The sequence below is a fragment of the Dellaglioa sp. CoH-57-MRSF-21 genome, assembly GCF_056781915.1.
The window spans coordinates 1-24,158 of the sequence record NZ_JBXAXU010000006.1; the positions used below are offsets into that span (position 1 = coordinate 1).

Sequence of the window (24,158 nt, forward strand, 5' to 3'; positions counted from 1 at the left end):
TGTCAAGAATTTTTTGAATAAATATTCATTTCTTCTTGCCGTATCAATCAGCTTTATTAATATACCATCTGGTATATCTCATGTCAACACTTTATTTGCGATATTCATTATCGCCTCAATAGCACTTATTAAATATATCAGCTTTCTTTTTCTTGGTCAAGTCTATTTATGTGAATATCTCTTAATATTACAAATAAATCGTAATTTCAGTCCCCTTATCATTCGAATCTTTCACACTAATCTCTCCACCCATTGATGTCACTAGTTCCTGCACAATAGCGAGGCCAAGCCCATTACCTTCTATTTGTTTATTTCTAGACGGATCTACTCTATAGAAACGTTCAAATATTCTTTTTTTGTCTTGATTTGAAATACCAATACCAGTATCTGATACTGCTATAAAAAATCTTGTCTTTATTTTGCCTACTTCAACTACCATACGCCCATTATCAACATTATATTTAACAGCGTTTTGCAATAAATTACCTAAGATAGTGGCTATCTTATTTTTATCAAACTTTACATAAAGATCTTTTGTTATTCTCTTGTCTACTATTAAATTTTTACTTTTAATAGTACTACTTAATAAATCTAACTCATAATTTATCATAGCATCTAAATTGAAACTCGAAATATTTTCTTTGGGTTTTTGCCCTTTTGCTAATTTTAATATCTCTTGAATTAATACTTCTAATTTTTCACTTTCGTCATAAATAATATTTAAAAATTTGTTAGTTGTACTTGAATCAACAGATTCTTCTAAAAGAGTTTCAGCAAATCCTTTAATTGCTGTTACTGGTGTTTTCAATTCATGACTCACATTTCCGACAAATTCATTTTGCATTTTCTCTAATAATTTCAGCTCAGTTATATCATATAAAATTACGATTACTTGAAATTCTACATTGTTATTTGCTATATAGACGACCGTTGCATCAACCACTCTGTTTGTATTGGCAATTTCAACTTCATCTCTTTGCTTATCTTGTGTTTTAATGGCTTTTTCAATTAGTCCACTCAATTTGTATGTTTTAATATCATCAATATATGAATGTTGCTTACTTTCTATCTGTTGGCCTAATAATTTAGAAATCATATCATTTACGACTAGTACTTGTCTTTTATGATCAATTTGCATAACCCCAACTGTCAAATGTTCAATTAATTTTAGATAGTTATTATTTTGTACCTGATAGTGAATATTTCTTTTCTTTTGATAACTTTCAACACGATTAATGGCTTTCGATAATTCAAAATTGGGACTATCTGTATCTAGTAATACATGATAAGAATCTCCTTTATTGACTAAACTATTCAATATATTAGCCATTAATTCGGACTCAGCACCTGCTTTAGATGCTATTTTATAAAGTATAGCTATTTCAATCAAACTCAACACACTTACTCCAATAATACTATTCTTACTAAAAAGTTTCCCGGATACATCCCATAGAAGTGTCATACTAAATGTTAAATTTAGCAACAAGATTAACGTCGTAATTATCCATTTTAGTTTTTGTTTCATTTATTCTCCTCAAACTTATAGCCAAATCCTCGAACTGTCTTTAAATATAGGGGGTTTTTAGCATCTACTTCTAATTTTTCGCGTAAATGGCTCACATGCATATCTATCATCCTTGTTTGCCCTTCATAATCGTATCCCCAAACACCGCTCAATAACTTTTCTCTACTTAGCACACGTCCTGTTCGTTTAATAAAATATACTAAAAGTTCGAACTCTTTTGGTGTTAATGCAACTTTTTCATCATTTTTATAAACTGAATAGTTAGAAAAATCAATTTTAAAATCTTTAAATTCTCTCACTTCATTATCAATTTGTTCATCCTTAGATGAGTCATGTTCAGTACGTCTCAAAATAGCCTTAATTCTTGCTATTACTTCTCTTGGACTAAACGGTTTAGTCATATAATCGTCTGCACCAATTTCTAAACCAATTATTTTATTCAATTCATCATCTTTAGCCGTTAAAATGATTATTGGCGTTTTTACTTTTTCTTGTCTTAATTTTTTTGTAACTTCGATACCATCGTAACCAGGCAGCATCAAATCGAGAATAATGAAATCAAAATTTTGTTCTGTTGCTTTTTTAAATGCACTAGGCCCATCTATTGCTACATGCACTTCATAGTTCGCATTTTCTAGATTATACGTTAACAGCGTAACAATTGCTGGTTCATCATCTACAACTAAAATTTTTTTCATTATTTATCCCCCTGATAACTAAATTTATTTAATTATGACTAACCCTATTTCATATGGTGAGTCTGAAAATATCGCACTTTCTGTTATTTTTGTATCTCCACTAAATGTCCTAATTTTTAATCGACAATACGTTGAGCTACTCTGTAATGCTTCATACAATTCGGTTTCGTTTCTAACTTCAATGCCATTACATTGAACGACCACATCACCAACCTCTACGTCCATCTTTGAAGCTGGCGTACCTGGGCGTACCCCTACAATTAATATTCCTTCATTGGATTCTGCAAACCATTTTTCTTGTTTATTATCATGGCGTTTGATCATATATTGGCTGATACAATACGCAACTAATAGAACAATTAATCCATATATCCCCATTATTGGTATAAATATAGCCATTATCGCTAAACCTGTCCCTATAAAAGCTAAATATAAGTATTGTTTTTTTATAAATTTGATAGCTACTCTTGGTATTTCTTTATAGATACGTAATGATAGCCCAACAATTAATGGTAAAATAATGATGTTAAATTCTGTACCTGCTATATGAATAATTGGCCACCAAGAGAGTACACTATGGAATTGATCACCCGGTGTTAGAATTACAAGTGGCACCAGATACAGATCCTTCATACTAAACGACGATATATTTCGCCCTCGTTTACCTGACTGTGTGTTCGGCGATAAGGGACTATTTCTGAATAAATACAGCGCACAAGCAGTTATAAATAAAATGACTGTCCCTATCAGTAGAATCCCTGTCGTAAATTCAACGTGAAATTCTTCATATTTAAATATTTCAAAATTACTTAATTGAGATTTAGTCATCCCATATACTAGTCCCGATATAATAAATAGCGGAAAGATAGCATCAAATACTGGGTATAGTAGTAGTCCTAAAATCATAAAAATAGCATAAATAACTACCCAGTTAATAGGCAACATAACACCTAGTCCAAATAGTAACATTGATCCAATAATACTAAAAATAAAGCCTACTTTTATTGCATGACGTCCCTCATAAAAATCACTATCGACAGCTGTTCTAAATGCTTGTCTCTCTTTTTTAATTCTTCGTGTATACATACCATAAATCAGTATAATTGCTAACCAAAGCGTTGGTTGCATGAAAAAGTTTCCAATAATTTTAAGCGTTACCATAAATGCACCTATTTTCTTTAATATATAGTACTCAAATTATATCATGCTTTGTCATGATTCAAAAAAGATAATCATAATAACAAAAAAGACTGAATTTTGCATTTAGCAAAATCAGTCTTTTAAAATTTAATTAAATTTTAAGGAAACGACGCATTGAAACGAACGATCCTAAAGCACCAATAATTATCCCGATTGACACTAATAATAAATCAATTTCTGCCAAGAAAGTTCCTGGTGTTAATAATTGATAACTAGTTGATGCCAACGAAACTTGTAAACCGTTATAAATCCAAATATAGCCAAAATCAACTAAAATAATTGGAATGATAGCACCTAAAAGCCCAGTCCATGCACCTTCAAGTAAAAACGGCCATCTGATAAATCCATTCGTCGCACCTACTAGACGCATAATTCCAATCTCATTTCTTCGAGATAAAATTGTGATTCTAATCGTGTTAGAAATTAAGAATACTGCAACAAAGAGGAGTAAAGCACTAATAATCATACCCCATTTTTGGATATTACCAACTACTTTAAATAGTTTTTTAGCAGATGTGCCCCCAAAACTAGCATCATTTACATAATCTAAACTTTTAGCACGTTTTGCAATTTGCTCAGTTTGTTTTGGTTTTTTAGTTTGAACATCAAATGTATCATATAGTGGATTATCATCCCCACCAAATAACTTAAATTCATTACCATAACTACCAACAACTTGTTGTAATTGCTCCTTTTTACTTGAAAAAGTAACTTTTTTAACTTCTGAATAACTTTCAAGTTTCTTTTTCAAATCAGCCTGTTGATTCTTTGTTGTCTTTCGTTCAACAAACACTCTGACTTGAACATCGTTCTCAACATCAGATGCTAATTTATTTACGTTCATTAAGATTGAAAGTAACACCCCAACCAAAATTAACGTTACAGTAACAGCACTAATAGCAGCAACAGACATCCATCCATTACGACGTAAACTCTTAATACTTTCACCAAAATGACGCCTAAACGTTCTCATTTTCATAACCGTATTTTCCTCCTTCTTCATCTCGGGCAATACGGCCATCTTCAATAGCCAACAAACGATGTGGATATTTGTTCACAATAATACTATTATGAGTTGCCATGATAACTGTTGTCCCTTGTTCATTAACTTTTTCTAAAATTGACATAATATCATCTGACGTTTCAGGGTCTAAATTCCCCGTTGGTTCATCAGCAATTAAGACTTCTGGTTTATTTGCAACTGCACGTGCAATCGCAATTCTTTGTTGTTCACCACCAGATAATTCTTCCGGAAATTTATCCGCCTTGTCAGACAAATCAACAAGATCTAGCACGTAATCAACACGTTCTTTAATTTCTGCAGGTTCTTTTTCAATAACTTCTAACGCGTATGCAATATTTTCAAAAATTGTTAAACGAGGTAATAATTTGAAATCTTGGAATACAATTCCTAAATCTCTTCGTAAAAATGGTACTTCTTTTGGTTTCATCGTTTCTAAATGAAAATCATTTACTGTGATTTCACCAGATGTTGCTTGTTCTTCATGGTACATCATTTTTATAAATGTCGACTTTCCGGCACCACTAGGTCCAACCACATATACGAATTCACCTTGGTCAATTCGAAGATTAATATCATTGCTTGCAATAATATCATCAGAATATTGTTTAAATACATTTTTAAATTCTATCAAACAGTGAATCCTCCTGTGTCTATTTTCATAACATTTTCATTATAGCATGATTATTTACCTTTATATTGCAGTAGTCTTACAATTAAGTTTCATTTTTTAACTTGGATTTTCATTTTTTAATTTCCACTGTAAATAAGCATTAATAAATCCATCTATATCACCGTCCATTACCGCTTGAACATTACCAGTCTCAAAATCGGAACGATGATCCTTAACCATTGAGTATGGGTGGAACACATATGATCGAATCTGCGACCCCCATCCAATATCCATTTGTTCACCTTGAATGGCAGCACGTTCTTTTTCTTTTGCTTCCATTTCAAGTTGATATAACTTAGATTTCATCATACTTTCAGCCGTTGCCCTATTTTGAAATTGTGACCGCTGCGCTTGGCTCGAAGTTACTATCCCTGTTGGAATATGAATTAATCTAACTGCTGAAGATGTTTTATTAATATGTTGTCCACCAGCTCCGGATGATCTAAATACTTCCATTCTGATATCATCTTGATTTAATTCTATTTCGACTGAATCATCCAACTCTGGCATCACATCAACAGATGCAAAAGACGTGTGGCGTCGACCAGCAGCATCAAAAGGTGAAATACGAACTAATCGATGCACCCCTTTTTCACTCTTAAGATAACCATACGCGTTTACTCCCTTAATAAGAAGCGTCACACTTTTCAATCCCGCTTCATCGCCAGATTGATAATCTACTGTTTCGACGATTAGCCCACTTTTTTCAGCCCATCTCGTATACATTCTAAGTAACATTAATCCCCAATCCTGAGATTCGGTACCTCCTGCACCTGGATGGATTTCTAAAATAGCATTTCTGCTATCATAAGGTTCATTCAATAATAATCGTAATTGATACTTGTCGAGTGCTTTTTTTGTCTCGTTAAACAAGTCATCAAATTCTATTAGCATATCATTATCATTTTCTTCTTGTAATAATTCAAGCATGACTTGTAATTCTGATACCTTACTCTCTAAATCATGAAACGCATCATATTTACCTTTTAATTGATTGTTTTCGTCAATAACTTTTTGTGCTTCTTCTTGGTGATTCCAAAAATCTGGGTTAGCCATTCGTTCTTCATTTTCAGAAATACGTTCATTCAGCGTCTCTAAGTCAAAGAGACCCCCTGAAGTTAGTTATTTTTTGTTCCATTTCATTAATTTGTTTCCTATAATCGCTTAATTCCATCAATTTTCTCCTTAATTTACTAAAAAGAGTCACCTTCAAACTCTATCGAATTCGGAAGTGACTCTTTAATAATGTTCTCTGATTAACTTTTTGATTAACGTTTAATATTTTGTCTGATTTCAGCTTTCATAAATAAACGTGTCACTTCAAATTCTATTGCTCCAACGACTTCTTCGAACATTCTAAATCCATCTGATTGGTATTCAACTAGAGGGTTTAATTGTCCGTAGCCACGTAGTCCAATAGACTGACGAAGTTGATCCATTGCATCAATATGCGCTGTCCATTTATCATCAACAACACGTAACACAACCACTTTTTCAAATTCAAGCATTTGTGCTGCATCAACTAATTGATCTTCTTTAATTTCATAGTTCTTTTCAGCGCGGTCGACCAAGTAGGCTTCGATTTGGTTAGCATCTTTACCTTCTAAATCTGCCAATGAGATACTGTCTTCATTAACCATTGAAGAGACAGCAAAATCTACAATAGCTTGTAAATTCCATTCATTTTGGTCACCTTGCGTGTGCATCTGAACAATATGATTAACAGTACGTTGTATCATAGGCATAATAACAGGTTTTAATGTTTTTTCTTCCATAATAATTTGTTGTCTCTGGTTATAAATAACCTCACGTTGTTCACGCATAACATCATCATATTGTAAAACATTTTTACGTGTATCATAGTTATTACCTTCGACACGTTTTTGTGCTGATTCAACTTGTTTTGTAATCATACGACTTTGGATAACAGCGTCATCTTCAGTAATGTTCATACGTTCTAAGAAGCTCTTAATACGTTCTGAACCGAATCGTAACATCAAATCATCTTCCAAAGAAAGATAGAATTGTGTCATCCCATCATCCCCTTGACGGCCAGCACGGCCACGAAGTTGATTATCAATACGACGAGATTCATGGCGTTCTGTACCAATAACAGCTAATCCACCAATTTCTTTAACGCCAGGGCCTAATTTAATATCAGTTCCACGTCCGGCCATATTCGTAGCTATGGTAACAGCACCACGTTGTCCAGCATTTAAAATGATTTCAGCTTCACGTTCATGATTTTTAGCATTTAAGACAGCATGTGGAATTTCAGCATCATCTAACATTTGTGCCAATAATTCTGACGTTTCAACTGCTACAGTACCAATCAACATAGGTTGACCAGCTTCATGGCGTTCTTTGATATCAGCAATGACAGCTTTAAATTTGCTATTTAAAGATGGATACAATAAATCTGCTTTATCATCACGAATAATAGGTTTATTCGTTGGAATTTGAACAACTTCCATATTATAAATTTCACGGAATTCTTCTTCTTCAGTTTTAGCAGTACCCGTCATACCAGATAATTTCTTGTACATTCTAAAGAAATTTTGGTAAGTGATGTTAGCCATTGTTTTAGTTTCGTCTTCAATTTCAACATGTTCTTTAGCCTCGATAGCTTGATGAACACCATCAGAATAACGACGACCTTCCATAATACGACCAGTAAATTGATCAACAATCATAACTTCACCATCTTGTACAACATAATCTTTATCACGTAGCATAACAAAATTAGCCCGTAATGCATTATCCAAATGATGAGTCAAAATTGTATTATCTGTATCATATAAATTATCTAGTCCAAAATATTTTTCACCTTTACGAATTCCTTCTTCGGTTAATGAAATTGATTTTGATTCAAGATCAATTTTATAGTCTTCTTCTTCAGTTAACGTTTTAACAAAACGATCTGCACGAACATACATGGCAGTCGTCTTTTCAGCTTGACCAGAAATAATCAACGGTGTTCTAGCTTCATCAATCAAAATTGAATCAACTTCATCGACGATAACATAGTTTAAAGGTCTTTGAACCATATCTTCACGATAAACAACCATGTTATCACGTAAGTAATCAAAGCCTAATTCACTATTTGTTGAATAGGTAATATCAGCTGCGTAGGCTTCGCGCTTTTCTTCAGCTGTTTTTTCGTTAATATTCAATCCGACAGTTAAACCTAACCATGAATATAATTCGCCCATTTCTGTTGCATCACGGCTTGATAAATATTCATTAACAGTAACAACATGAACACCTAGACCTGAAATTGCATTTAAATAAACGGGCATAGTAGCTGTTAAAGTTTTACCTTCACCAGTTTTCATCTCCGCAATATCACCATTATTTAAAACCATTCCACCAATCATTTGCACACGGAATGGGTATAGTCCTAACACACGTTTTGCGGCTTCTCGTACCACTGCAAATGCTTCTGGTAAAAGATCATCAAGCGTTTCACCTTCTTGATATCTTGCTTTAAAAGCAGGTGTTTTAGCTTTTAGTTCATCATCAGATAATAAAGCCATCTCGTCGGCCATATTTTCAATATTATCGGCTATTTTGCCTAGTTTTCTTAATTCACGATTATCACTTTCAACCCATTGTCTTAATACATTTGCCATTTAGCTTTTCCCCTTATATATCAAACACATTTATTGAATTATTTTTAATTATAATATCATTTTTTATAGTATCACTAAATCAATAAATTTTAAACTAAAATAACAAAAAAGCCCTGAGTAGTTAACTTACTCAACAGGCTTTTCAAGGTTAGTTTAATCTTCAGCTTCAATTAAACCATAGCGACCATCTTTACGTTTGTAAACAATGTTAATACCCTCTGTATCAGCATCTTCGTAAATAAAGAAGTTATGGCTCAACATATCCATTTGTAAAATAGCTTCTTCACTATTCATTGGTTTTAAAGAAACATGCTTTGTCCGAACAACATCAAATTTGCTTACTTCATCAATAGAATCTGATTCTTCATCAGCAATTTCATTACGAATTTCAATATCTTTAATTCCCTTGCCTCTTGATTGGCGATTAATTTTAGTTTTATATTTGCGAATTTGACGTTCTAATTTATCAGTCACAAGATCAACACTTGAAAGTAAATCTTGTGATGTTTCTTCAGCTCGAAGGACGAGAGAAGGCATCGGAACTGTCACTTCAACTTTGGCCGTTTTATCTGAATAAACTTTTAAATTAACATGGGCCGTTGAATTAGATGTATCAGTAAAGTATTTTTCTAATTTAAATAATTTCTTTTCAACATAATCTCTAGTAACATCTGTAACTTCAACATTTTCACCGCGAATATTGTATTTTAACATAATAAACTCTCCCTTCAATCTACAGCAGGTAACGAAACTATTAATTACCTTACCGCTTGATTTAATTATAAGCGAATAGACTTAAATTTACAAATGATATCCCTTAACAAATCTATTTAAAACGCCATTGTAATCGTTAACAGTCATTTTAACTTTTGCTTAAATATATCATACTAATTTATTTAAAAATTGTACCTATTGTTCATTATCTTGCAAGGGTAATACTCTTAATGCTTTTAGCATTTTGTGCTAACAAAATATGGGCATAAAATAGTGTTCGGCCGGTAGTATAAATATCATCCACAATCAAAACAACTTTATCCGATAAATCTGGGCAATCTGGACTAAGTTCAAACGGTTGAATTAATTCAAGCCTTTGTTGCCTATTTTTATGCGATTGTTTTTCTTTAACCGTATTATTTCGCACTAAAAAATGATCATGCTTAATATCTAAAAGACCACAGACTTGATTAAATCCTCGATTATTTAACGTTTCAGAATCAACAGGTATCACCACGAGGTAATCAAAATCAATTGTTTCTATTTTGTGCTTTAATTGTACTTGAAAAATAGTTCTCAGCTGATAATCACCATTAAACTTATAATTTTTAATGATATCTTTCATAAAATCATTATAAATGTACAACGCTTGATTCTGAAAATTTAAATTAGGATAAATAAGTTGCCATTTCTTACAATCCGCACATAATTGTGGCCTATTTTGTTCTCGACCGCATCCTCTACAGGCTAACTGAGTATTAATCAATCGTAACTGCTCCTGGCATCTCTTACAAACTATCTTTTTTTCATAAGGTTTAGTCGATAATATAAATGCTAGCGTTAATTTTTGACTAAATGTATTATGACAAATCTGACAGTTTCTCATATCTTTAATTTCCTTGCTTTACGATTCATCGTTTTTATTTGTCCAACTGCCTTTTTTATTGAAATCGTGTAGTCACAACATAAAAAGATAACGTCACCAAACGGACGATTGACATTACGTCCCACTCTGCCAGCAATCTGAACTAACGCTGCCGTTGAAAAAGTTTTATCATCTGCACCCAGAACAAAAACATCCAGATTAGCAAATGTCACACCACGTTCTAAAATTGTTGTTGTGATTAGATACCGTAGTTCGCCTGTTCTAATTGCCTTAACTTTATCTAGTCTATCTGGATCTTCAGAATAAACAGTGTCCCCCTTTAAATTAGGAAACTTCTTTTTAAATGCTTCCATTACTGGTTCCAATAACCAAATTTTCGGCACAAAAATTAAAAATGGATCCTTACGTTTTAGCCACTCTGTCATTTTCAGTGTTAATTTTTTGGGTAAACGTCCTTTTTTTAAATTCTTTTCCCACGCTTTTTCAAATTTAATTTTAATTTCAGGCAATAATTGACCATGAAAGCGTATTGGTAAATAACTAACCGTTAATTGTTTTAAGCGAACCTCCTTTAACAGATCCTCACTTGGGGTTGCCGTTAAAAATAAACTTGCCCCTTTTTGTTTAGTTGCTTGTGTTGTTGCTTGAAGCAGTAATTGATTCTGTGCATATGGAAAGGCATCTACCTCATCAACTATCATAACGTCAAACGCTTTATGAAATCTTAACAATTGATGTGTTGTACAGATGACTAGTTGGGTATAACGGTATGGTTCCGTTGTCTTTCCGTGCAGCAAACAAATATCAATATTTTGAAATGCTGCCTGCAATCTCGGAAATAATTCAATACAAACATCGACCCGTGGTGATGCTAAACAGATGCGCTTACCATCCATAATAGCAGCTTCAATACCTTTGAATAGCATTTCTGTTTTACCAGCGCCGGTTACCGCCCACAGTAAATGCCGGGCACCCGAATTTTTAAAAATTTGTTTCACTTCATTAGCACATATTTCTTGGCTAGTCGTTAATTCTCCATTCCACGTCAATGGACTCCCTTTTTGAGTTGAAAACAAGTTGGGTTCAGGTATAGTATAAAGTGTAGTCGTAGTTGAAATACGTCCTAATATCATACAGTATGAACAATAGTACCGGTCACCTTGTAATTTATTTTCCTTTAAATTAAGTTGTGAAAGGCATCTGCGACAGATTAATTGTTTATCTTCAATACTAATTCCTGGGTACGACGTAAGTTCATCTAAATTAATAGTTTCGTCAATTTCTGAATCAGTTATTAAACGACCATACAAACTTGAAAGTGTCATTCTCCTCAATCCCTTCAATAAGTTTAAATACGCAAAGGAACCTTAATTATGTCAAAAAATTATTTAACAATTAAAGAATCTGGTTTAGCCACATTAATTGAAAAGAAGTCTTCCTTCATTTGTCGTGTCACTCGAATCGCGACAGAATCTGATGCAGTTGCTTTTATTGAATCAGTCAAGAAATTAGAACCTAAAGCAAGACATCACTGTTTTGCATACACATTTGGTACTGAGTCTGAAATCCAACGTCAAAGCGATGATGGTGAACCCTCTGGAACGGCTGGTGTTCCCATTCTAGAAGTTATTAAAAAAAATCAGCTTAAAAATATTTGTATCGTTGTTAGTCGAAAGTTTGGTGGTATTAAGCTAGGTGCTGGTGGTTTAATCCGTGCTTATAGTAATGCTGCTTCGCAGACGATTGAACAAATTGGTATCGTTGAACGTATTTTACAAACCGAACTTATTTGCCAAATTGCTTACCAAAATGTTGGAAAACTTGAAAATTATCTTGAAAAAAATTCAATTATAATCCAACACACAACCTATCTTGAAACAGTAGAAATAACTTTAGCAGTTGATAAAAATTTGATATTAACCTTACAAGATCAACTAATCAACCTACTCAATAACCAAATAACTTTTAAATTAGGCCAAGATTTATATAATGAAATTCAAGTTAAGTAAAAAGGATGCCCAATTACTGGACATCCTTTTTACTATCTATTTTTTTGAAGTCATCGTTTTAACAATTCTTTTAATCCAATTTAGCAGTGGCTTTCGTTTAGATCCAACTAATCCGATGGACTCTACGAATAGTTCTAGTCCCACTAATGTCGCAACTGACATTAGTATTGAACCCCAAATTGATGATATTGGATAAAGTAATGAAATAAATGAAAAAATTAACGCAATGCCATATATAACTAATACTGTCTGTCGATGCGTTAACCCCATTTGCATCAAACGATGATGTAAATGATGTTTGTCTGCTTGAGAGATAGGCTTTTTATTTAAAATCCGGCGTAACATTGCATAAACAGTATCCGTAATTGGTACACCCAATATTAAAACAGGCACAATAATAGAAATAAAAGTTGCATTTTTAAGTCCAGATAAAGAGAATACTGAAATCATAAATCCAATAAATAACGCGCCTGTATCCCCTAAGTAGATTCTAGCTGGAAAGAAATTATATGGCAAAAATCCAATCAGAGCAGCAACCAGCGTAAACATCATAATTGCAATATAACTATTTGTATTAACTAAAAAGAAATAGCCTACCAAACCACTTGTAAATAAATCAATAATGGAAACCCCAGTTGCTAAGCCATCTAATCCGTCTATTAAATTAATAGCATTTGTAATAGCTAAAATCCAAATAATTGTAATAGGGAAACTCATCCATCCTAAATTAATAATACCAAAATAAGGTAAAGTGAATGTCGTCATTCGCATATTTGAAAAAAAGTAGACGATCAAGGCGGCAACTGTGATGCCAAACATCTTTTGGCGTGGTTTTAATTCAAACTTATCATCTAAAACACCGGTGATAATAATTACCAATTCAGCAACAAACAGTGTCACTAACATTTTTATTGGATATTGATTTTTTAAAATAAAAAAATTCGTAAAGTTAAAAGCTATAAAAATGGCTAATCCACCCATTGTAGGCATTGAAACCTTATTTACTCGTCTATTATTTGGAACATCGACTGCTCCAATTTTAATTGAAAATAGTCTAATAACGGGAGTTAGCAACGCGGAGATAAGCGCTGTTGCGAAAAATGCTACGATAATTGGAAACATTTTGATATCTCTCCTTAAAAATATTCTGTCATAGTAGTCTTAACTATACCACGTTGTTAAATAAATACAAAAAAAGTATCAATTAAATTTAATTGATACTTTTCAATGTTTATTTTTTCAAATGATAATTATATGTTGCAACAATAATATTCTCGCGAGAATTTAAGACCGTTCTCAATCTTAAACTCGTTTGATTATGAAGAATATTTTGCCATGGTTTTCTTGGAACAAACTGTGGTACTAAGACTGTCGTTGTGAAGTTACGAGCAGCGGCATTCTTAGCAATAACATCTGTAAATTTCACAACAGGTGAAGCAATTGAACGATATGACGAATGTAAATCAACAAAACGAACACCAGGGAAACGTTCTTTAAATTCACGTTCCGTTTCATGTTCTTTTTCCGGATTTGTATCGAAAGAAACGTGCATTGCAATTACGTAGTCACCAATTGAACGTGCATAATTAATTGCACCCGTTGTAACATGCGTTACAGAACTAACTAACACGATAACTGTGGAGCCATCGTAATCATGAATTTCTGCTTCTTCTGTTAAACGTAATTGTTCGGCAACTTTATTGTAATGATCATTTATTTTATAGAATATAATATACATAACTGGCATGATAATAAAGAATGGCCATACTGTTGATAAGCGATATCTAAAGAGAATCAACAAAATACTAAATGAGATAAAGGCCCCTAAGAAATTGTAAAAGGCTTTCATAATCCAACCTTTTGGGCGATCATGATACCATTTTACAATCATCCCTGTCTGAGACAACGTAAACGGAATAAACACACCTACCGCATATAATGGAATTAATAATGACGTTGATCCATTAAATATAAATGTTAAAATAATTGATCCGGCCGCTAACGTGATAATTCCGTTAGAGTAGCCTAATCGATCACCTTTATCCATATACAAATGAGGCATAAATTTATCTTTAGCTAAATTAAACGCTAAAATTGGAAATGCCGAGAAACCTGTATTTGCAGCTAATACTAAAATCAATACTGTTGAAAATTGGAAAACGTAATACAAAATACCTTGTCCAAATGTTGTTTGTGCAATTTGTGAAAGAACAGTTACTTTTTCAGTAGGAATAATGCCATACCAATAGTTTAAGAATGTTATTCCACCAAAGAAGACTGCCAAAAGCGTCGCCATAATTGTTAAAGTAGCAGCAGCATTTTTAGCATGTGGTTTTTTGAAGAAAGGCACTGCATTACTAATTGCTTCAACACCAGTTAATGAAGATGATCCCGATGAGAATGCTTTCAAAAGTAAGGCTAGTGTAATTCCAGGAACGGCCGTACCCACAGCAGCTGTTGCGTGGTAAGGTACTTGACCTGTCATAATATTATAACCACCAACTAGTAACATCAATATAATCATAACCACGAAAAGATAAACAGGAATAGTTAAGAATGAAGCTGATTCCCGCAAGCCTCGTAAGTTCATTGCCATTACCAAAATAATAATAACCACTGAGATTGCTACTTGATGTCCATATAACGAAGGTACCGCAGAAATCAATGCCTCAGTCCCTGCGGAAACACTAACCGCTACTGTCAACATATAATCAATTAAAAGCGATCCACCAGAAATTAATCCAGCATTTTTACCTAAGTTTTTACTTGAGACAACATACGCGCCTCCACCCTTAGGATAAGCATGGATAATTTGGCGATACGAAATTGTAATTGAAGCCAATAAAACTAAGACTAACAATGCAATTGGTAATGAATACCAGATTGCCATTGCTGAAAAGCCCACTAAAACGGTAACAATTTGTTCCGTACCATACGCCACAGATGAGAGTGCATCTGACGATAAGAGCGCTAATGCCTTAAATTTTGATAATTGTTGATCTCCTTCTTCAGAAGATTTTAATGGCTTCCCAATTAAAAGTCTCTTTAAATAACGACGCATTTCTCTTTACCCCTTATGTTCTATATTTAAAAATCCATTCATAAATGATGCCAAAACAGCGCATTTATTTTACTGAATAGTTATTTTAATTACTAATTTCTATTCACCGAATTCACTCTATTTTACTCGTTTATTTTTAAATATACAATACTGCAAACAAACTTTATTTTCAGCATAAAAAAAGAGCTACTAATCCCAGAATAACACGGATTAATAGCTCTTAAATTTTCATCATTTTTTATGACAAATGGGTTACATCATACCGCCCATACCACCAGGCATTTGTTGTGGATCAGCTGCAGATACTGGTTCTGGTTTATCTGCAACAACTGCTTCAGTTGTTAATAATAAGGCTGAGACACTAGCTGCATTTTGCAATGCTGAGCGTGTCACTTTAGTTGGATCAACAATCCCAACTTCAATCATATCTTGCCATTCATTTGTTGCTGCGTTAAAACCAATACCAGGTTTTTCTGATTTTAGTTTTTCAACAATAACTGAACCCTCAAGTCCAGCATTCTTTGCAATTTGGCGTACTGGTTCTTCCAAAGCACGTTGAACAATCTTGATACCCGTTAATTCATCGCCAACTGCTTCAAGTGCAGCAACTTTACTAATAACGTTAACAAATGCAGTACCACCACCGGCAACGAATCCTTCTTCGACAGCAGCGCGTGTCGCATTCAAAGCATCTTCAATACGGTATTTGCGTTCTTTTAATTCTGTTTCAGTTGCAGCACCAACTTTGATGACAGCAACCCCACCAGATAATTTTGCCAAACGTTCTTGTAATTTTTCACGATCAAATTCAGACGTCGTTTCATCGATTTGTTTTTTAATCAAACCAACACGTTCTGTAATTTTAGCTTTATCACCAGAACCTTCAACAATAACTGTGTTTTCTTTTGTAATATTAACTTTACCAGCTGAACCTAATTGTTCAATTGTTGTATCCTTCAATTGTAAACCAAGTTCATCAGTAATCACTGTTGCACCAGTAACGATGGCAATATCTTCAAGCATCGCTTTACGACGATCACCAAATCCAGGTGCTTTGACTGCAACAACGTTAAATGTACCACGAATTTTATTCAATACTAATGTTGGTAAAGCTTCCCCATCAACATCATCGGCGATGATTAACAATGGGCGACCTTGTTCCACAATAGATTGTAATAATGGTAAGACTTCTTGAATATTAGAAATTTTCTTATCCGTTACTAAAATATATGGTGTCTCTAAGTTAGCTTCCATTTTATCGTTATCAGTTACCATATATTGTGACAAGTAACCTCGATCAAATTGCATCCCTTCAACGACATCTAATGATGTATCGATGCTTTTTGATTCTTCAATTGTAATAACGCCATCATTACCAACTTTTTCCATAGCGTCAGCAATTAAAGCACCAATTTCTTCATTAGCTGAAGATACAGAAGCAATTTGAGCAATATCTTCTTTTGTTTCAACTTTGTGTGATAATTCATGTAATTCAGCAACGGCTGCTTTTGTAGCAGTTTCGATACCACGACGAATCCCAACAGGGTTAGCACCTGCTGTCACATTCTTCATACCTTCAGTGACGATAGCTTGTGTTAAAACAGTAGCAGTTGTCGTTCCATCACCAGCTATATCATTCGTTTTTGAAGCAACTTCTGATACTAATTTAGCACCCATATTTTCAAAATGGTCTTCTAATTCAATCGCACGAGCAATTGTTACACCATCATTTGTAATAATTGGTGAGCCATATGATTCTTCTAAAACAACATTACGGCCTTTTGGTCCTAAAGTTGATTTAACGGTATTGGCTAATTGGTCAACACCTCTAAGCATTGCTGAACGAGCATCTTCAGAAAATTTTAATTCCTTTGACATAATTAATCCACCTCATCTTTAATTTAAATTTATATTAGTCTACTGTTGCAACGATATCTTTTTCATGAACAATTAAGTAGTCTTTACCTTCGAATGAAACTTCTGAGCCAGCATACTTATCAAATAAAACGGTCTCTCCAACGTTAACAGCAACAGCAATTTTTTCACCGTTATCCATCGTACGGCCATCACCAACTGCAACAATTTTTCCTGTTTGTGGTTTTTCTTGTACGTTACTTGCTAAGACGATCCCGCCTACTGTTGTTTCTTCTTCTTTTGTTACTTCTAAAATAACACGATCTGCTAATGGTTTTAACACGTTCTATCCCTCCAACACTTTTATTTAGCACTCTATCTTCCTAAGTGCTAATCACAAAATTAACTATAATCAATTTTTCAAACAATTGCAAGCATTTCAGCTCTTATTTAATAGAATTTTTAATATGAATTGAATTCGCTATCTAGTCAATTATGCTATACTTATCATACAAATTTATTCACTAGAAAAATGCACGACTATCTAATTACAGTTAAAGGAGTTCTCATGTCAAAATCAACTAGTAAAAATTCAATCGCTATTTTATTAGGCTACCTCGTTATCTTTATTTTACCAACAATTCTGAATCAACTATTTTCTTTAAAATCAGTTATCTATCCAGTAATGACGGCTGATTATGTTTTAGGAGCAATATTGTTAATTTGGTTAAATCATTACTTCAGTGCTAGAAATACAATAGATGGTTCCTCTAAATGGTCACAAATTATTTCGTGGGGTATTCTTGGATTCGTTCTAACGTTAGTAATCCAAACAGTTATTCAATTAATTTCATTCACCATTTTAAAAACGACCGTACCCTCACAAAATACAAATGAAATTATGACTATTTTTACAAAATATCCTTATTATATGTTGGCAGTCTCACTTGGTGCTCCCATTATGGAGGAACTCGTTTTTAGAAAAGTCTTTTTTGGCAATTTAGCAAGTTTCATATCACCTATTTCTGCCGCAATTCTTTCTAGTTTATTATTTAGTTTGGCACATAATGATGGCCATTTAGCTATCTACTTTTTAATTGGATTACTTTTCTGTTACCTCTACAAACGAACAGGTGACATCAAAACGTCAATGATTGCTCATATTCTTATGAATAGTCTAGTATTAATTATTCAATCGTCACTTTAAAAGAAAGGTGGAATTATTTTGATTCTGTTACAAGTACAACAAGCAGCTCGCTATTTTGGCGCAGATGTTCTTTTTGAAAATGCAAATATGGATATCAAAGACGATGCTAGGATAGCCCTAGTTGGTCGAAATGGTGCTGGAAAATCAACATTAATTAAAATGATTATTGATCAAGAGGCTACTGATGCTGGTCAAATCATTAAACATAAAGGCATGACCATCGGTTACTTAGCACAAACAACAACTGTTACTTCAGAACGTTCGATTTGGGACGAAATGAGTCGTGTTTTTGATTATTTAAAAAAAATGGAAATCCAAATTCATACATTAGAAGCCCAAATTGCTGATCCTAAAAATGCAGAAGATTCTGAAAAATTTGAAAAACTATTATCAACCTATGATCAAGTTTCACATGATTTCAGTGAAAAAAATGGCTATGGTTATGAATCAGAAATCCGTTCTGTTTTACATGGTTTTAGATTTTATGAAGAAGATTTCAATCGCGATATTAGGACTCTCTCTGGTGGTCAAAAAACACGTTTAGCCTTAGCAAAATTACTTTTAGAAAAACGTGATTTATTAATTTTAGATGAACCAACTAACCACTTAGATATTGAGACACTAACTTGGTTAGAAGGCTATTTGAAGACTTATACAGGGGCACTCTTAATTGTCTCTCATGATCGTTACTTCTTAGATAAAATTGTGACAGAAGTTTATGATATGAGCCATAATGAAACGACTCACTACAATGGCAACTACTCCCAATTTATTGTAAAAAAAGAAGCTAATTTAAAACAAGAATGGAAAGTTTTCGAAAAACAACAAGATAAGATTGAAAAACTCGAAGATTTTGTTAATAAAAACATTGTTCGAGCCTCAACAACAAAACGAGCGCAAAGTCGTCGTAAACAACTCGAAAAATTAGATAAACTTGACCGACCAGAAGGTGACGAAAAAGCCCCTCGTTTTAGTTTTAAATCTGCAGATGAGAGTGGTAATATCGTTTTAACTGTTGCCGGGGCAGCTGTTGGTTACGATAATAAAGTGTTATCTGAACCCGTTTCAATTGATTTACATAAGCATCAAGTTCAAGCTATTGTTGGCCCGAATGGTGTGGGAAAATCAACCTTACTTAAAAGTATCTTAGGCCAAATTCCATTTATTCGTGGTGAAGCATTCCTTGGCGCTAATGTTCATGTTGGCTACTACGATCAGGAGCAAAATCAATTAACAGATAAAAATACTGTTTTAGATGAACTCTGGAATGATCATCCTTCAACTCCTGAAACAGATATTCGATCATTATTAGGTGGATTTCTATTTTCTGGGGATGACGTTTTGAAACGTGTCTCAAATTTAAGTGGTGGTGAAAAAGCGCGTCTTGCTTTGACCAAACTTGCAATGGACAAAGATAACTTCCTAATCTTTGATGAACCCACTAACCATTTAGACATTGATAGTAAGGAAGTCCTTGAAAAGGCGATTGCTAACTTTGATGGTACTGTCTTACTTGTTTCTCATGACCGCTACTTCATTAATAAAGTTGCAGAAAGTATTATTGAAGTTTCAAAAGAAGGCTCTACTTACTACATGGGTGATTACGATTATTATGTTGATAAAAAAGAAGAATTAGAAGCTATCGCAGCCGAAAAAATGGCACTTGAAATTGCCTCATCTTCAGAAGTCCCTGAAGTTAAACCAACAACTAATTATCAACAAAATAAAGAAACGCAAAAGGAACAACGTAAATTAACACGTGAAATTGATCGTTTAGAATCTGAATTAAGTGAATTAGAAATTCATCAAACAGAACTTGAAGAAAAAATGTCTCAACCTACTATTTTTAGTGATGCAGATAAACTTCAGGAACTACAAACTGAACTACAATCTATTCAAACTGCAATAGAGACTGCAGAAACTAATTGGGAAGAAGCTAGCTTAGCTTTAGAATAAGCTAGCTTTTTTTTTTTTATTTATTGACATTTAAAGAATGAAAGCCTATTCTTTTGTTGTAATCTAAAAATAAAATATAAGTACACTAGGGGTGTTCTTTAGAAGAACTGAGATAGGTTTTTTCAACCTAATCCCTTCGAACCTGTAAGCCAAAACTTGCGTAGGAAAGTGTGAAGAAGGACCCCACTCTACAATTTTTTTGTCAAAGAGTGGGGTTTTTGTGTACTCAAGAGGAGAAAGTTATGCCATTAGAACTACTCGATAAACTTCGTGAAGAGAACCCAGTAATTTTCAACATTTCTAATTACATCACGGTTCAAGACGTTGCCAATGGACTCAACGCAATTGGCGCTTCCCCTATCATGCCCAGTGCGATTGAAGAAGCAGCCGAAATGTTACAAATTTCTGCTGCTGCCACAATCAATATGGGATCATTTAAAAGTTCAGAATTACCTTACATTGAGAGGGTTAGTCAAATCGCAAACGATTTAGCTATCCCACTTGTGCTAGACCCAGTTGCTGTTGCCATGCCTTACCGACAAAAAGTAATTACAAACTTGCTTGAGCATTTTCATTTTAATTTTATTCGCGGTAATGCTGGTGAAATTGCTGCATTAGCTGGTGTTGAATGGCAAGCAAAAGGTATTGATGCAGGAAATGGTTCTGCAGATTTAGCAGAAATCGCAAAAATTGTAGCCAAACGGTACAATTGTACGGTTGTTCTAAGTGGTCCTACAGACTATATTTCTGATGGAAAGCGTGTTGCAACTGTGACACAGGGAACGTCTCTTTTCCAAACACATGTTGGTTCAGGCGATATGCTTTCAAGTTTAATTGCTGCGTTTGCAGCTGTCTCTAAAGATAATGAGTTTGAAGCAGCAAGAATCGCCTGCCTTATCTTTGCAACAACTGGTGAACTTGTTGCTGATGAGTTAATTACCGAAAAACCAGGTAGTTTTATTGTTAACCTACTTGATAAACTACATTTAATAACGATAAATGAACTTTCTAATCAGATAACGATGAAAGGAGACCTATAATGCCTGATTTTCCACAAGCACTTTCAATTGCTGGATCCGATAGTAGTGGTGGCGCTGGTATGCAAGCTGACTTAAAAACGATGCAAGAACGGCATGTCTATGCTGCAACAGTTCTCGTCGCAATCACTGCACAAAACACACTTGGTGTGCAAGACAGTCTTCCCCTCCCTGCTAAAATTATTAATGAACAATTTGCCTCAATTGCAAATGATTTAGCCATTAAAGCATGCAAAACAGGGATGCTTGCAGATTCAGAACACGTTAAAGTAGTCGTTAAAAATCTGAAAAAATATCAATTTGGTCCCCTAATTGTTGACCCTGTCATGGTTGCAAAAGGCGGTGCCACACTTCTTTCTGAGGATGCTGTTGTTACAATCAAAGAAGAATTAATTCCTTTAGCCACGGTAGTAACCCCGAATATTCCAGAAGCTGAAGTCATAACTGGCTTGACCATTAATTCAAAAGAAGACATGAGTGCAGCTGGAAAAAAGATTAAATTATTAGGTGCAAAAAACGTCATCATTAAAGGCGGACATTATAACTCTGAAAATATCGTAAATGACTTTGTATTATTAGAAGATAACGATTCATTCTGGATGAGCTCGAAACGTATTGATACAATTCGAACTCATGGCACTGGTGATACCCTCTCAGCCTGCATTGCAGCAGAAATTGCCAAAGGACAAGATATTAAAACGGCCATCTTAGTGTCTAAAAAATATGTTGAAGCAACAATTAGCAACGGTATTATCGTTGGACATGGTCACGGGCCATTAAATCATTGGGCATATCGTGAGGTAACGCAAAATGAAGACATTTAATCAATCATGGTTAGCAAGTTACTTCATTGCAGGAACTCAAGACGTCGCCGACAATCAATTACTACCTACTTTAGAACGAGCGTTAAAATCAGGCATTTCTTGTTTCCAATTTAGAGAAAAAAATCTCTTAACCCCTTTAACCCGGATACAAAAAAAGACACTCGCAATTGAATGTCAGAGGTTATGCACAAAATACCAAGTTCCTTTTTTCATTGATGATGATCTACCTTTAGCACTTGAAATTCAAGCAGATGGTATTCACGTTGGCCAAAATGACCAAAAGATTCAAAATGTGATAGATCAATCGGCGGGTCAATTAGCGATTGGCCTTTCTTGTCAAACACTCGATCAAATTAAACAAGCCAATCAATTATCAGGTATCGCTTATATTGGTAGTGGCCCTGTCTTTCCTACAAAATCAAAGTCAGATGCGACTGCGCCTCTCGGAATAGCTGGCTTAAATCAATTACTATCAATTAGTAAACTCCCGATTGTTGCAATTGGTGGTATTTCAGAAAATAATTTAGCCAAACTGGCTACTACAACTGTTTCGGGAGTTGCTGTTATTTCCTTGATTGCTAAAAGTCCGAACATTGAACAAACAGTTCAATCCATAAATCATTATTTTAAATTGGAGGACGATTAAGATGACAGAAACTAAAGAATTACGTGGACAATTTTTACTTTGGCTAGGTGCGGCCATTTCAATTGCCGAAATTATGACGGGCATGTTACTAGCTCCACTTGGCTTTTCTAAAGGTTTCCTTGCAATTCTAATTGGTCATTTAATTGGTTGTGGTCTCTTCTTACTACCTGCTGGTTATATTGGTGCCAAAAAGCATCAGACAGCCATTCAGTCAACTAAAGTTGCTTTTGGCTCAACAGGTGTGCTCTTATTTTCACTTATCAATTTGATTCAACTAATTGGTTGGACCGCTGTTATGATCGTCAACGCAATTTCAGCAATGAATGGTATTTCAAGTTCCTTACTTAATTTTAAAAATTCAATTATTATGGGACTTGTCATAGCTATTTTGATTATCATTTGGTTATTAGTTAGCGAAAATAGTTTGTATCGAATTAATTTAATTGTTGTTAATTTATTAGTTATTGGTGCAGGTATCATGATTTTTTTAATTTTCAAAGTACCCGTTTCACATACTTCCAATGGCTTAAATATGACATTTGGATCAGCTGTTGAATTAAATATCACCATGGCGTTATCTTGGCTACCACTAATAGGTGATTACACAAAATCAACAAAACATCCACTTGCTATGTCTACAGTTAGTTCGTTTAGCTATTTTTTAGGTAGTTTAATCATGTTTACCATTGGCTTACTTTTAACAACTAGAACCGGATTCACTGATTTTACCTCGTTCTTGGCTACATCAGGTTTAGGTATAATCGCATTATTCATTATTATATTTTCAACTGTTACAACCACATTTTTAGATGTTATGTCAGCAACAATTAACGTTCAGAATATACATTCCTTTAAACATATGAAATTGATTAGTATCATTATAGTTGCGCTTGGCTTAGTCATTGCATGGGTAGTTCCTATTGATAATTATCAAAATTTCTTATATTTTATCGCGTCAGTTTTTACACCATTATATGCAATTGTTTTTGTCACTTACTTTATTATGAAAAAAACGTTGCCTTATTGGTTAAATATTATTTGGTGGTTAATTGGCATTATTGCGTACTATCAATTACAACAATTTGATTTTATTTTTGGAACCACAATTATTATTCTATTCGGACTAGGATTACTCGTTTATCTATCCCAATTTATTTTACCAAAAAATTATTTTAGAAATATAAATTAACCATTTACAAAAAAATAGAGATTTAG

Annotated in this window: 21 protein-coding genes and 1 riboswitch; of the genes, 7 read left to right on the forward strand and 14 right to left on the reverse strand. The window is 33.8% G+C overall.

Going from position 1 to position 24,158, the window contains the following annotated elements; all coding sequences use genetic code 11:
• Nucleotides 1-187 precede the first annotated feature (187 nt).
• The 10 genes from AC1RPQ_RS06525 to AC1RPQ_RS06570 all read right to left on the reverse strand — a co-directional run bounded on the left by AC1RPQ_RS06525 (nucleotide 188) and on the right by AC1RPQ_RS06570 (nucleotide 11,674).
• Nucleotides 188-1,462 carry a sensor histidine kinase gene (locus AC1RPQ_RS06525; protein ID WP_481761965.1) on the reverse strand — a complete coding sequence of 425 codons (1,275 nt, stop codon included), beginning with the start codon at nucleotides 1,460-1,462 and terminating at the stop codon, nucleotides 188-190.
• Nucleotides 1,463-1,521: 59 nt separating this feature from the next.
• Nucleotides 1,522-2,223: a response regulator transcription factor gene (locus AC1RPQ_RS06530; protein ID WP_481761964.1), complete on the reverse strand. Its 702-nt coding sequence runs from the start codon at nucleotides 2,221-2,223 to the stop codon at nucleotides 1,522-1,524.
• Between the two features lie 24 nt (nucleotides 2,224-2,247).
• Nucleotides 2,248-3,384 (reverse strand): PDZ domain-containing protein, encoded by a 1,137-nt coding sequence (locus AC1RPQ_RS06535; RefSeq protein ID WP_481761963.1) that lies wholly within the window; start codon nucleotides 3,382-3,384, stop codon nucleotides 2,248-2,250.
• A 130-nt stretch (nucleotides 3,385-3,514) separates the two neighbouring features.
• Nucleotides 3,515-4,402, reverse strand: coding sequence for a permease-like cell division protein FtsX (ftsX, locus tag AC1RPQ_RS06540; protein WP_481761962.1), 888 nt, complete (start codon nucleotides 4,400-4,402; stop codon nucleotides 3,515-3,517).
• Nucleotides 4,383-5,078: a cell division ATP-binding protein FtsE gene (ftsE, locus tag AC1RPQ_RS06545; RefSeq protein WP_481761961.1), complete on the reverse strand. Its 696-nt coding sequence runs from the start codon at nucleotides 5,076-5,078 to the stop codon at nucleotides 4,383-4,385. Before ftsE ends, ftsX begins: the two co-directional genes overlap by 20 nt.
• A 96-nt stretch (nucleotides 5,079-5,174) precedes the next feature.
• Nucleotides 5,175-6,291, reverse strand: a protein-coding gene (gene prfB / locus AC1RPQ_RS06550) for a peptide chain release factor 2 (protein WP_481761960.1) whose coding sequence is annotated in 2 segments (ribosomal slippage) — nucleotides 5,175-6,218 and nucleotides 6,220-6,291 — 1,116 coding nt in all. Because the reading frame shifts where the segments join, the coding sequence is not laid out codon by codon here.
• A gap of 94 nt (nucleotides 6,292-6,385) precedes the next feature.
• Nucleotides 6,386-8,749 (reverse strand): preprotein translocase subunit SecA, encoded by a 2,364-nt coding sequence (gene secA / locus AC1RPQ_RS06555; protein WP_481761959.1) that lies wholly within the window; start codon nucleotides 8,747-8,749, stop codon nucleotides 6,386-6,388.
• Between the two features lie 153 nt (nucleotides 8,750-8,902).
• On the reverse strand, nucleotides 8,903-9,463 hold the full coding sequence (gene hpf / locus AC1RPQ_RS06560) for a ribosome hibernation-promoting factor, HPF/YfiA family (protein ID WP_409021489.1): 561 nt from the start codon (nucleotides 9,461-9,463) through the stop codon (nucleotides 8,903-8,905).
• A gap of 205 nt (nucleotides 9,464-9,668) precedes the next feature.
• On the reverse strand, nucleotides 9,669-10,229 hold the full coding sequence (locus AC1RPQ_RS06565) for a ComF family protein (RefSeq protein ID WP_481761958.1): 561 nt from the start codon (nucleotides 10,227-10,229) through the stop codon (nucleotides 9,669-9,671).
• A 116-nt stretch (nucleotides 10,230-10,345) separates the two neighbouring features.
• Nucleotides 10,346-11,674, reverse strand: a complete 1,329-nt coding sequence (locus AC1RPQ_RS06570; protein ID WP_481761957.1) for an ATP-dependent helicase ComFA — start codon at nucleotides 11,672-11,674, stop codon at nucleotides 10,346-10,348.
• Nucleotides 11,675-11,722: 48 nt separating this feature from the next.
• On the opposite strand from AC1RPQ_RS06570, the gene AC1RPQ_RS06575 reads away from it, so the two are divergent.
• A complete protein-coding gene (locus tag AC1RPQ_RS06575; RefSeq protein ID WP_481761956.1) occupies nucleotides 11,723-12,358 on the forward strand; it encodes a YigZ family protein in 636 nt (211 codons plus the stop codon).
• A gap of 36 nt (nucleotides 12,359-12,394) precedes the next feature.
• Here AC1RPQ_RS06575 and AC1RPQ_RS06580 read toward each other — a convergent pair whose 3' ends face one another.
• The 4 genes from AC1RPQ_RS06580 to groES form a co-directional block, all read right to left on the reverse strand.
• Nucleotides 12,395-13,480 (reverse strand): glycosyltransferase family 4 protein, encoded by a 1,086-nt coding sequence (locus tag AC1RPQ_RS06580; RefSeq protein WP_481761955.1) that lies wholly within the window; start codon nucleotides 13,478-13,480, stop codon nucleotides 12,395-12,397.
• A 109-nt stretch (nucleotides 13,481-13,589) separates the two neighbouring features.
• Nucleotides 13,590-15,419, reverse strand: a complete 1,830-nt coding sequence (locus AC1RPQ_RS06585) for an APC family permease (RefSeq protein WP_481761954.1) — start codon at nucleotides 15,417-15,419, stop codon at nucleotides 13,590-13,592.
• 252 nt (nucleotides 15,420-15,671) lie between these two features.
• Nucleotides 15,672-17,297: a chaperonin GroEL gene (gene groL / locus AC1RPQ_RS06590; protein ID WP_481761953.1), complete on the reverse strand. Its 1,626-nt coding sequence runs from the start codon at nucleotides 17,295-17,297 to the stop codon at nucleotides 15,672-15,674.
• A gap of 34 nt (nucleotides 17,298-17,331) precedes the next feature.
• Nucleotides 17,332-17,616, reverse strand: coding sequence for a co-chaperone GroES (gene groES / locus AC1RPQ_RS06595; protein ID WP_481761952.1), 285 nt, complete (start codon nucleotides 17,614-17,616; stop codon nucleotides 17,332-17,334).
• Between the two features lie 225 nt (nucleotides 17,617-17,841).
• Between groES and AC1RPQ_RS06600 the strand changes: the two genes are divergently transcribed.
• The 6 genes from AC1RPQ_RS06600 (at nucleotide 17,842) to cytX (ending at nucleotide 24,132) form a co-directional block, all read left to right on the forward strand.
• Nucleotides 17,842-18,480, forward strand: a complete 639-nt coding sequence (locus AC1RPQ_RS06600; protein WP_481761951.1) for a CPBP family glutamic-type intramembrane protease — start codon at nucleotides 17,842-17,844, stop codon at nucleotides 18,478-18,480.
• A gap of 18 nt (nucleotides 18,481-18,498) precedes the next feature.
• Nucleotides 18,499-20,436, forward strand: a complete 1,938-nt coding sequence (locus AC1RPQ_RS06605; RefSeq protein WP_481761950.1) for an ABC-F family ATP-binding cassette domain-containing protein — start codon at nucleotides 18,499-18,501, stop codon at nucleotides 20,434-20,436.
• Between the two features lie 77 nt (nucleotides 20,437-20,513).
• Nucleotides 20,514-20,620, forward strand: a riboswitch (TPP riboswitch).
• 58 nt (nucleotides 20,621-20,678) lie between these two features.
• On the forward strand, nucleotides 20,679-21,476 hold the full coding sequence (thiM, locus tag AC1RPQ_RS06610; RefSeq protein WP_481761949.1) for a hydroxyethylthiazole kinase: 798 nt from the start codon (nucleotides 20,679-20,681) through the stop codon (nucleotides 21,474-21,476).
• The gene (gene thiD / locus AC1RPQ_RS06615) at nucleotides 21,476-22,297 is read left to right on the forward strand and encodes a bifunctional hydroxymethylpyrimidine kinase/phosphomethylpyrimidine kinase (RefSeq protein ID WP_481761948.1); all 822 of its coding nucleotides are present in this window, start codon (nucleotides 21,476-21,478) and stop codon (nucleotides 22,295-22,297) included. Before thiM ends, thiD begins: the two co-directional genes overlap by 1 nt.
• Nucleotides 22,284-22,943 (forward strand): thiamine phosphate synthase, encoded by a 660-nt coding sequence (thiE, locus tag AC1RPQ_RS06620; protein ID WP_481761947.1) that lies wholly within the window; start codon nucleotides 22,284-22,286, stop codon nucleotides 22,941-22,943. The genes thiD and thiE overlap by 14 nt, the downstream gene beginning before the upstream one ends.
• A gap of 1 nt (nucleotide 22,944) precedes the next feature.
• Nucleotides 22,945-24,132: a putative hydroxymethylpyrimidine transporter CytX gene (gene cytX, locus AC1RPQ_RS06625; protein WP_481761946.1), complete on the forward strand. Its 1,188-nt coding sequence runs from the start codon at nucleotides 22,945-22,947 to the stop codon at nucleotides 24,130-24,132.
• Nucleotides 24,133-24,158: the final 26 nt, after the last annotated feature.